The sequence below is a fragment of the Sphingobacterium sp. SYP-B4668 genome (genome assembly GCF_027627455.1).
Classification (GTDB): Bacteria; Bacteroidota; Bacteroidia; order Sphingobacteriales; family Sphingobacteriaceae; genus Sphingobacterium.
The window spans coordinates 3,818,343-3,830,628 of the sequence record NZ_CP115483.1 but is presented as its reverse complement, the minus strand read 5'-3'; the positions used below and the strand labels follow the sequence as shown (position 1 = coordinate 3,830,628).

The 12,286-nt window shown below is 42.0% G+C and carries 7 protein-coding genes; all 7 read left to right on the top strand.

Going from position 1 to position 12,286, the window contains the following annotated elements:
* The first annotated feature begins 383 nt into the window (after positions 1-383).
* A complete protein-coding gene (locus OQ289_RS15725; protein WP_270087800.1) occupies positions 384-2,777 on the top strand; it encodes a PDZ domain-containing protein in 2,394 nt (797 codons plus the stop codon).
* Positions 2,778-3,242: 465 nt separating this feature from the next.
* A complete protein-coding gene (locus OQ289_RS15720) occupies positions 3,243-3,665 on the top strand; it encodes a Fur family transcriptional regulator (protein ID WP_270087799.1) in 423 nt (140 codons plus the stop codon).
* 69 nt (positions 3,666-3,734) lie between these two features.
* Positions 3,735-5,777, top strand: a complete 2,043-nt coding sequence (locus OQ289_RS15715) for a heavy metal translocating P-type ATPase (RefSeq protein WP_270087798.1) — start codon at positions 3,735-3,737, stop codon at positions 5,775-5,777.
* A 595-nt stretch (positions 5,778-6,372) separates the two neighbouring features.
* Entirely contained in the window at positions 6,373-7,785 is a 1,413-nt protein-coding gene (locus tag OQ289_RS15710) for a sensor histidine kinase (protein ID WP_270087797.1), read from the top strand.
* Positions 7,786-7,798: 13 nt separating this feature from the next.
* The gene (locus OQ289_RS15705) at positions 7,799-8,482 is read left to right on the top strand and encodes a response regulator transcription factor (RefSeq protein WP_270087796.1); all 684 of its coding nucleotides are present in this window, start codon (positions 7,799-7,801) and stop codon (positions 8,480-8,482) included.
* 95 nt (positions 8,483-8,577) lie between these two features.
* Complete coding sequence (locus OQ289_RS15700) at positions 8,578-9,138, top strand: discoidin domain-containing protein (RefSeq protein WP_270087795.1); 561 nt, start codon at positions 8,578-8,580, stop codon at positions 9,136-9,138.
* A gap of 39 nt (positions 9,139-9,177) precedes the next feature.
* Positions 9,178-12,282, top strand: a complete 3,105-nt coding sequence (locus OQ289_RS15695) for a SusC/RagA family TonB-linked outer membrane protein (protein ID WP_270087794.1) — start codon at positions 9,178-9,180, stop codon at positions 12,280-12,282.
* The last annotated feature ends 4 nt before the right edge of the window (positions 12,283-12,286 follow it).

The following is a 12,286-nucleotide window of genomic DNA, read 5'->3' as shown; positions in this document are numbered from 1 at the left end:
TTCCGTACGGTAAAAGTAAAAAGGGTCTCCATAAGAGACCCTTTTTACTTTTAAGATATGCTTTAGGCCTAAGGGCGAAAAGGCTAAATACGGATTACTATTCATACAAGCCAGATATTTTCATTGCCGAAATCTTCGTTTGTCAAAATTCTTGTTAAATTGTGAACTGTAAACCTCAAGTATAGTAGCGGATATTGGAATACTGGACCGAATGCACCTTTATATCAAATGAATATCTATGTGGTACAGATTGTTTAACCGTGGATGAAAAAAAGGAGCAGGAGTGCCACCGAAAACTAATTCCACGATACAAATAGAGCAAATCAGCGAGAGATCGAATGACTATTAATTATGAACTGAATTCACGAAGTAATTCTATATAAATGATTCATACATTAACGTATATCCCCAAAGTATTGGTGCTGTTCATCATAGGAGTAATGTGGGAAGGGGGAGCTGTATCAGCCCAAACTACAGTGGCCAAGAGAATCTATGTTGCCAAGTCTGGTAAGGATAGTAATCCCGGAACAGAAGAACGACCCTATGCTTCGCCCTATGCGGCTGTACAAGAGATAGCCAACTTGAAGAAAAAAGGCCATACCGGCGCTATAGAAGTACTTATTAAGGAGGGCTTGTATTATATAGACAAGCCCCTCCTGATTGGTCCTGAATCCTCTGGTACAGCAACTGCTCCTGTTACCATCAAAGCTATGGAAGGACAACGCGTCACCTGGAGTGGGGCGACGCCGTTGCAGCTCAAGTGGGAGGAAGTAGGAAATGGTATCTGGAAAAGCCAAGTGCCAAAGCGGATGAGCTTTCAGCATATCTACACGGATGGAGAGCCTATGATACGGGCGCGATACCCCAATTATGATCCTACTGTATTGCCTTTTAATGGATATGCCGTAGATGCAATAGCTCCAGAACGTGTAAAGAGATGGAAAGCTCCAAAAGGAGCATATGTACATGCCTTGCATATTGGTCGATGGGGTGGGTTCCACTATCGGGTGGTCGGTAAGAACGAGAACGGGGAGGTGCAATTAGAAGGAGGCGAACAGAATAATAGGCCGAGTAAAATGCACGAGACCTATCGGTACGTAGAGAACGTGTTCGAAGAGCTGGACGCAGTGAATGAATGGTATCTGGATGAGGAGGATGGCATACTGTATTACTATCCGAAAATGGGGGTGAATCCCAACGATCTAAAATTGGAAGTGCCCATGCAGGAGAATATCTTGACCATCAAGGGTAGCAGGAGCCGACCAGTGCACGATGTGCGCATACAAGGAATTAGCTTCGTGCATACTGCACCTACATTTATGAAGACTGCCGAGCCATTGCTAAGAAGTGATTGGGCTATCTATCGGCAAGGGGCAGTCTTGATCGAAGGAGCTGAGCGTTGCACGGTGATTGGATCGGACTTTACAGATTTAGGCGGCAATGCCGTGTTCGTAAGCAACTACAATCGAGAGGTCGTGATATCAAACAATCTGGTGGAACGCATAGGTGCGGGGGCGATTAATTTTGTCGGCAATCCGGATGCGGTAAGATCTCCGGCATTTCGGTATGAAGAGTTCGTTCCAATTGCGGAAATGGATACAGTGCCTGGCCCTAGGGGAGATGATTACCCAAAAGACTGTGAAGTGAGCGACAATCTGATACGTAGAATAGGATTGATCGAAAAGCAGGTGGCAGGGGTACAGATTGCTATGGCCTCGACCATTCGAGTGCTTCACAATACCATCTATGAAGTACCGCGTGCAGGAATCAATGTGGGTGACGGGACATGGGGAGGCCATGATATCGGATATAATGATGTATTCCATACGGTACTAGAAACCAGTGATCACGGTGCGTTCAATTCGTGGGGGCGGGATAGGTTTTGGCATCCCGACCGATCGGAGATGGATCGTCTGACTGCCCAACATCCGAATTGGGTTACTTTAGATGCTGTCAAAACGACTTTGATTCACGACAATCGATTCCAATGTGATCACGGCTGGGACATCGACTTGGATGATGGTTCAAGTAACTACCTGATATATAATAATCTGTGCCTCAGTGGCGGACTCAAACTGAGAGAAGGATTTTATAGGACTGTGTACAACAATGTGATGGTCAATAATGGATTTCATCCACATGTTTGGTTTAGGAATAGCCATGATGTATTTCGAAACAATGTGGTGATGCAGGCCCATCAGGATATTCAGATCAAATACTGGGGAGATACGGTCGATTATAACTACTATACTCATGCCGAAGCATTGGCATTAGACCAAGCAAAAGGAATAGAGGAGCATGGACAGGTAATCGACCCTGAATTTCAGGATGCAGAGAGGGGGGACTTTAGGTTGGTAGGTAATCGTGTACTTGGATTCCAAAATTTTGATATGTTGAATTTCGGAGTGAAAAGTCCTCGATTAAAGAAAATGGCAGATCGACCAGAGATACCTCACTTGCTGATGTCCAAATCGGCAAATAAGAGCGAAGTCTACGAATGGAAAGGAGGGACATTTAAATCAATCGAGACCTTGGGCGAACAGTCGGCCGCGGGATTACCTGCTATAGCGGGCGTATTAGTGATAAAAGTAGGTGAGGGGGGCATCTCATTTAATGGAAGATTGCGACCTGGCGATGTCATCGTAGCGTGCCAAGGGGAGCTGGTGAATACAGTAGCTGATTTTCAAAGAATCGTCAAACGGGATAATTATGCAGAGCATATAGGATTGACTATCTACCGAAACCAGACGAAGCACGTATTGCGAATCAAGCAGTAACGAGCTATAAGTCCTCATTCAGCTCTGAATGGGGATTTTTTCTTTTTGCTAGGTGCCCTTCCTATCTTTACTGCCTAATACGTGGGTGGTAAATAATCAAATTGTGTAATATATCACCGGTAATAAATGTCAAATACCATAAAAAAGAAAAGGTTTCCAAACGGGGAGAGTGGAAACCTTTATAACCAATTATAAACCTAAATTATGATAGAACAAAGATAGTGTATAATAAACACTAAGACAAATTTATTTTCATTTTTTTTAGTATCCATTTTCCAAGAGACCATTGCGACTGGTAATGGGCAAGGTTGATGTTGTCTCTACTGGTGAACAGTATAGGGGTCGTGTTGATGTCATCATCAAGTGCTAAATAACCTGGAATCTTAGCTGGTGGTCCGAAAGATTAAAAAATTCGTAGATTTATGTAATCCGGAGAGGAGATATATTTTGAAATTGAGAATCGACATGAACGACGAAATAGAGAATAAGTTGCGAGAGAAGAATACGAAGCCGACCAGTATGCGGATATTGGTATATGATTTTTTGGCTTCTCAGGATGTTGCTCGGTCACTATCCGAAATCGAAAATCATTTCTATCCGGCAGATCGGATTACGATATACCGTACACTCAAGACTTTTGAGGAAAAAGGAATCGTGCATAGTATACAAGAGAATAGTACCAGTAAGTATCGGCTATGTAGTGATGATTGTAATGAAGATACACATAAAGATTGGCATTTGCATTTCTACTGCAGGATTTGCAAGCAGACGACCTGTCGAACGGATATTAATTTCCAGGCACCTTCTCAAGCAACTTTGCGTATCGATGAAGTGCGGCTATTTGCGAAGGGCATATGTGAAAATTGTTTAGATGAAACTATGCAATAGCATTGCATGCAGGTATGAGGTAATTTTGTAAAGATAAGAAACACTTAAATGTCGATAAACAATTAAGATATGAGCACAAAACATAAGCATACATATAGCACGGCCGATGATGGGGACTGCTGTGGACAAACGACAAGGGTATACACGGACGCTGGCGCTAAAAGCTTGCTAAAGGGGGCTGGTGGGAATGGTAAACATGACCATGCTGGGCATAGTGATGATGATGGACATGATCATTCAAACGTAGAAGGAGGAATGGTAAAGTTGTTTTCGCCTGCAATCCTTTCGTTTATACTCTTGATGTCGGCCATTGCGCTGGACAATTGGATTGCACAGGATTGGTTTACGGGATGGTTACGTACATTGTGGTATATTGTCGCATATATACCGGTAGGATTTCCAGTAATAAAAGATGCTCTTGTCAGCGTGGGTAAAGGCGAGGTATTCTCCGAGTTCTTCTTGATGGGGATTGCGACAATTGGTGCATTTGCCATTGGTGAATATCCTGAAGGCGTTGCGGTGATGCTGTTTTATGCGGTGGGCGAGGTTTTTCAAACTTTGGCGGTATCGAGGGCAAAAAGCAATATCAAAGCGTTGCTGGATCAACGACCGGATGAAGTAACGGTGTTGGTGGATGGCCAACCGCGTATAATTAAAGCCGAGACTGCGCAAATAGGGACTGTAATCCAGCTAAAGCCCGGGGAGAAACTTGGACTCGATGGTGAGCTGCTCTCTGAAAAGGCATCGTTCAATACCGCGGCGCTGACGGGAGAAAGTAAGCCTGATAGTAAAGCGAAAGGGGAAGCGGTATTGGCTGGGATGATTAATCTGAATACGGTAAGCTTAGTGCGTGTAACTGCAGCCTATACGGATAGTAAACTTAGTAAAATCCTCGAGTTGGTGCAAAATGCGACCACTCAAAAAGCACCTACTGAACTCTTTATCCGCAAGTTTGCAAAAGTATATACGCCAATTGTCGTGTTTTTGGCGATTGGAATATGTTTGTTGCCCTATTTTTTTGTGCAGGACTACAGTTTTAGCGAATGGTTATATCGGGCATTGGTATTTTTGGTGATTTCTTGTCCGTGTGCTTTGGTGATATCTATCCCGCTAGGGTATTTTGGAGGAATAGGAGCCGCAAGTCGAAATGGAATTTTATTTAAAGGCAGTAATTTCTTGGACGCACTGGCTAACATCCAGCATGTGGTCATGGACAAAACTGGTACGATGACCGAAGGAGTGTTCAGCGTACAGGATGTCAACTTCAAGCCTGAATTTGATAAAGAGGAGATCTTGAAGATGGTCAATGCTTTGGAAAGCAACAGCACGCACCCGGTAGCAACTGCCATTCATCAACATGTTGGTGCCGTGGACAATACACTGGAGATGGGCAATGTCGAGGAAATAGCAGGACACGGACTGCGCGCACTGGTAAAGGGTAAGGAATTGTTAGTGGGAAATTTCAAGTTGTTGGATAGATTTCAAGTGAAGTATGATGTGGATCCGGCATCTATCGTCTACACGACGATTGCTGTAGCGTATGAGGGCAAGTTTGTGGGGTATATTACGATAGCAGATCGTATCAAAGCGGATGCGAAGTATACCATAGAGCAGTTGCACAAACTTCAAGTAAAGGCTACAATGCTGAGTGGCGACAAAAGTACGGTGGTAAGGTATGTTGCCGAACAATTGGGGATAGATCAGGCTTATGGCGACTTACTACCCGAAGATAAGGTCAACAGGCTGAAAGAGATAAAAGCCCGAAATATGACAGTAGCCTTTGTAGGTGATGGTGTGAACGATGCACCTGTGGTGGCTCTGAGTGATGTTGGTATTGCAATGGGTGGGTTGGGAAGTGATGCGACGATTGAAACCGCAGACGTGGTGATACAGGATGACAAACCGTCTAAAATCCCCCTCGCAATTCAAATTGGTAAACAGACCAAACGTGTGGTCTGGCAAAATATCACCTTGGCATTTGTCGTGAAAGGTATTGTATTGATATTGGGTGCCGGTGGTCTAGCTACCATGTGGGAAGCGGTGTTTGCAGATGTTGGCGTGTCCCTGATTGCTATTTTGAATGCAATTAGAATCCAGAAAATGAAATTTTAATACGTGACCAATACACAACGCGAAATAAGTTAAATAGCAACTATCGTTATGCTTGAGTTGTATATGTATTGTGTTACTATCTTGTATAAATAAGGTAATGATAATGTATATGATATATAGCTATTAACTATGTATTATATCTACATAGAACCTACATAAAACCTACATAGTAGTTACATTATACCTTATGCATGATATAATTTAATGATGGGCTCGTATTCGTCTTTGTGTGGATTAATGGCCTCGCTATTATATGCATAAATGCACATACGATAAAAGAATTGACAAGGCATGATGGATAAAAAAGAAAAGGTTTCCAAACGGGGAGAGTGGAAACCTTTATAACCAATTATAAACCTAAATTATGATAAGACAAAGATAGTGTATAATAAACACTAAGACAAATTTATTTTCATTTTCTTTACTACTATTTGTTTGGGTAAAGACGAGTGGGAAGGGGTATTATATATCCGCTGTTAATTATGGACTTAGATTACAGAGGGATATGGACTGCTTTTTAAATCAAAAAATAAAAATGTACATTTGAAAACTTCAAAATAAAATTACCGAATTTCTATAACCCCATGCACCACGTATGCACCTGAATACCGAACGACTTTATAAACTGATCGCCATTATCAGTTTCGTGGTGTTGATGCTCCTACAGTATCAGCTGATTTCGAGTACTTATGAAATCAAGAGCAAGGATTTGTTTAAGACAGAAAAGAGCAAACTAAAAGCGGCTTATGAAAAGGCAATTATCAATGATAAGCTTTACCCTGGGGGGCAGGCAATAATCGATTCGATACTGCGGCCGCAAATGCGTGATTTGGAAAAACTTTACCATTCAGATGGCAAGCAGTTCAAAAGTAAAGGAAGTGAAATATACGACAGAATTGTTGCTCAACTTCGACGGGAGTCACCAATGGATAGCCTGTTTGTCCATTTGCTAAAGAAAGAAGGTTTGGAACCTAAATTTAAGTATTCTCTCGTCCTTTGGGGGTTATCGGTGACTTTTGATGGTCGTACTTATATCGACCTGGTACCTAGTAAGATGTCTACGGAAGATATTCCTGTAATCATCAGTGGTGAAACACAGTTTCAAAAGAGCGATCAATTGGTATCTAGTTTGTCCATTTCATCGCATCAAAAATATAGCAATAGAGTTGAATTTGCTCTCTATGCTGATAAGGAAGGGCGAATGCTTGCGATTATCAAGGACATCTTGCCGCTGCTATTGTTATCAGGCTGTTGCTTGTTGGCGGTGGTAGCCATTTATTTCTTGACCTTTAATAATTGGGTCAAACAAAAGAAAATGAATGAGATGACTACCGATTTTCTTAATAATATTACACATGAATTCAATACGCCTTTAGCGACTATACAAGTAGCAAGTAAAAATGTAAGAAGGGATATAGCCATCACTGGAAAGGATACAATCCATATCAATTTGGACATTATTGACAGGCAAACGGGTCGATTGGATAAATTAATCAACCAAGCCATCAATGTGAGTAAATTTAGCCCATATCATGTAGAAAAAGATGTTTATAATCTACATGAATTACTTGAAGAGATTGCTACTGACCTGCAAATCAAGTATGGAACCGAGGCTAAGATGGCTTATCATAGAGAATCGGATGAAGGGCCTGTCAATTTTTTGACTAATAGGTTTATGTTTACTACGCTCATGAATAATTTAGTCGAAAACGGCGTTAAATACAATAGTGTCCAAGATAAGGAAATCAGTATTTGGACCACACGCGAAGAACATATCATCACCTTACATGTGAAAGACAATGGGGATGGTATGGATCGGGAGACCTACACACATATGTTTACCAAATTTTATAGAGGTAGGCAAGAACAACCTAAGAATGGGGTGGGGCTAGGGTTATACTATGTGCAGCAGTCTGCAGCCGAACATGGCTGGCGGATAGAAGTGGAGACTACTCCCAAAAGTGGAACCGAATTTATTCTCTATATACCAATTGTCCATATATGCTAGAAAAATTGAGAAGATGACGGGAAAGATACTCATGATTGAAGATGATGTAGACTTGGGAATTGTCACACAACAGTACTTGATTTCTTCGGGATTCGATACTACATTAGCGACAACTTGTCGCCAAGCGGAAGAGCTTTGCAGTAGACAACTTTTCGATTTGTTAATTGTTGATGTACAATTGCCAGATGATACAGGTTTTGAGCTCGTCAGCCAACTTTTGGAAAGCTACCCTGAGCAACGATTTGTCTTCTTGACAGCTAGGAATAATAAGGAAAGTAAAATCCAAGGACTCAAATTGGGAGGAGATGATTACATCACTAAACCTTTTGACATCGAAGAACTTTCTTGGCGTATACACAACATCATCAATCGCCAACAAGTGAGACGGTCCGCAGATTTGTATATTGGAGATATTAGATTGGTACAGGATCAGATGATGTTAGTCTTCCAAAATGACCATCAGGTGAATCTGACCGAGCGGGAATTTGAAGTTTGGAAATACTTTGCACTTAATGCCAATCGTGTCTTGAAGCGGGAGGATATCTTATTGGCTGTTTGGGGAGAAAATGATTATTTTTTAGGAAGAAGCTTGGATGTATTTGTCTCTCGGATACGCAAGCTATTGTCCCATTCCAACAATGTACAGTTGGAAACAGTTTTTAAAGTCGGGTTTATCTTTCGTGCTCCCAACACCTGATTTTTGTCATTAACAACTGGTTAACAACTTTATTAATTAAGGCTTCGTAATTTCGATTTGCTAATCCGTTTTAGTATTTCAATTCACCTTAATTTATGAAAAAGCTAACTAAATTTAAACAGCTATGCGCCCTCTTGGGGCTCTTTATCTGTCTGACAGCATGCGAAAAAACCGAGACAAGGCACTATGACCTATTGGAACCTGAAAAGGAGCCCGAAATGGATATAACCGCCTATGGTGTTCTTGCTGTCAACCGCGAAAACTCGGGCGGGAAGACAGCCAATGAAGGTTCTCCGAAAGTAGTCGACAATGACTACAAGACCAAATTTCTGATCAATCCTTATGTGGATGATCTCTATCTCCAATTGTCCTTCCCAGGTGGTATTGCGGTAGGGTCCTATATCTTGGCATCGGCGAATGATGCACAGGGGCGTGATCCCAAGGACTGGACATTCGCTGGTTCTAATGATGGTACGACTTGGACGACGATAGATACCAAGCAAGGTTATTTATTTGCTTCTAGAGATCAAAAGGTACGCTTCGATGTACCCAACAAAGAGAAGTATAGGTATTATCGCTTGAGCATAACTGCTATACGTGATGGTAGTGGACTCTTTCAGCTTGCAGAGTGGCGAGTTAACAATGTGCCCGAATAACCAATCTTTTTTACGCAATCACTAAACAAAAAACTAAACATGAAAAGAACGTTACTTATCACGCTCGTGGTGATGATTGGTGTCATCTGTATGTCTGAGACTATTGCCCAGAGCAATACGCAGTTAGAAATTACGGGTGTAGTCAAAGATGAGCTTAACAATCCCTTGGACGGGGTGACCGTCATTAATACACGATCAAAAAATTCGATGGCAACCAATAATATGGGACAATTCAATATCCTTGCCGGTAGAGGAGACACTGTCGTGGTTCGGTTTATTGGCTATGAGGACTATCGAACTGTCATCAATAATACGATAAATTTGAATATAACCTTGAAAGCCATCAACAATAGCATTAATGAAGTCGTTGTCGTGGGTTACGGTCAACAGAAAAAAATAAGCTTAGTGGGTGCACAGTCAACGGTCAAAGTCGAGGATCTAAAAGTCCCAATCGCCAATCTGAGCGCGGCACTTGCGGGGCGAATAGCTGGTTTGGTGGGCGTGCAACGTACAGGATTGCCTGGGTCAGATGGAGCAGATCTTTGGATAAGAGGTATTTCAACTTTCAATCAATCAGGAAATAGTGCCGCTCCACTGGTCGTGGTTGATGGAATTCAGGGACGGGATATCGATAGCTTCGATCCAGAGGATATCTCTTCCTTTACGATCTTGAAGGATGCGTCTGCAACGGCAGTGTACGGTGTGGCTGGAGCTAATGGCGTCATCTTGATCACGACAAAGAAGGGGATAACAGGTAAACCGACCTTGATGTTTAATTATAACCAAGGGATCACTTCATTCACGAAGAGACCTGAGTTGACAGATGGAGTGACCTATATGCTACTTCGTAATGAAGCCAGGTTGGCTTCCGGCTTGACGAAGGAATATTCCAATAATTACATCAACAATACCATACTAGGGACCGATCCGTTGTTGTATCCCAATGTTAACTGGATGGACGAACTATTCAGAAATGTGTCTGGGAATAAAAGAGCTAACTTTAGTGCGAGAGGTGGATCTGATTTCGCAAATTACTATGTGTCGGGAGCCTATTATGATGAAGAAAGCTTGCTTCGTACGGATGCCTTGCAGAGTTATGATGCATCTACTCGTTTCAAGCGTTACAACTTTACGTCTAATGTCTCGATGAATTGGACGACTACGACCAAGTTTGACTTAGGTGTACAGGGATATGTCGCCAATACCAACTATCCCGGAATCAATCCACAGAATGCTTTTGCAAATGTAATGCAGACTAACCCTGTTTTGTATCCGGTTATGTATCCTGGTAATCTAGTCCCCGGGGTGAGTTCCGCGGGTGCACAGCCTAATCCCTATGCTGATGTCACACAGACTGGTTTTCAGAATATTTTTTCGAATCAGATCATGACCAACGCCAGATTGACACAAGACCTTAAGTTTTGGGTACCTGGGCTTACGTTTTCGGCTTTGTATTCTTTTGATATTTGGAATTCACATACCATTAATCGGACACGCAGAAGAAGTACCTACATGATTAACCGTCTGTTCCCTTATGATGAAAGTGGAAACCCTATCTTGAATAGTATTTCTCAAGGCACGGATGACTTGGCCTTTTCAAAAGACAATGACTCGAATCGTCAATTCTATACGGAAGCTTCTCTTAACTATAGTAAAACAATTGCTGATGATCATACGATCAGCGCCATGTTGCTCTATAATCAGCGTGAAAAGACATTCGCCTTTGCCAATAGTGTCACCTCTTCGCTGCCATTTAGGAGTCAGGGACTTGCAGGACGTCTTACATACTCGTATGCAGATAAGTATTTTGTGGAGGGAAATTTCGGATATAATGGGTCTGAAAACTTTGCTCCAGATATGAAATTTGGCTTTTTCCCATCATTCGGTGTGGGATGGGTCGTGTCTAATGAACGATTCTTTGAACCGGTGAAAGATGCGGTTGATTTCTTGAAATTACGATACTCTAATGGTACCGTGGGTGATGGTGGCGCATTGGATATCAACAGTGGGGTTCGTAGGTTTGGATATCTAACCTTGGTCAATACTGGAGCTGGGGGGTATACGTTTGGTAACGGATCTAACAATGTGACCTATGGTGGTACAGCTATAAGTGACTATGGCACGAATGTCAGATGGGCCGAAGCGCATAAGCAAAATCTCGGGATTGAAGTGAAAACTTTAAAGTCTAAATTGTCGCTAACGGTTGATCTCTTTAAAGAAAGAAGATCAGGCGTATTCTTACAAAGAGGGGCGCTTCCGGGATATGTAGGCTTGAACAGCTCACCTTGGGGTAATTTAGGAATTATTGACAATAAAGGGATAGATGCGACAGTCGAGATGGCGCCGCTAGCGCTTGGACAAGTATACTTGGATATGCGTGCAACTTTTACATACAATAAAGACAAAGTGATCGAAAATGACCAACCTCGACAACCGTTTCCTTACATGGAAAGAAGAGGTGTCAACTACCTTTCTAGATTTGGGTATGTCGCTGATGGATTGTTTCAATCTGAGGAAGAAATCAATGCGCATGCCGATCAAACTGCTTTAGGAGCACAACGCGTGGGTGATATTAAATATAAGGATTTGAATGGAGATGGTATTGTGAATGCTAATGACATTATGCGTATCGGTAATGGGGATATACCCAATACTATATATGGATTTGGATTCAATTTGACGTATAAACAGTTTTATTTTGGGGCTTTCTTCCAAGGGATATCAGGAGCAGATCGTCAAATATCTGGCGATGGAATCATTCCTTTCAATAATAGTACCGGTGCCGAACGTAGTAATTTATTTGCAATAGCAGAAGATCGTTGGACAGAAGAGAATCCAAATCCAAACGCATTCTATCCTCGCTTGGCTTATGGAAATGCGGCCAATAAGAACAACGCAGTGTCATCCAGTTGGTGGGTAAAAGATATTGATTTTTTAAGGTTAAAGACAATAGATTTGGGATACAACTTAAAAAAGGGAACATTTCAAAGTATCGGGATGAAGAATGCGCGTATATATGTACAAGGGGTCAATCTGCTGTACTGGAGCAAATTTAAACTGTGGGATCCTGAATTGAATACCAACAACGGTACAAGATATCCGAATATTCGGACTGTGACCATGGGCGTACAGGCAAACTTTTAATAAA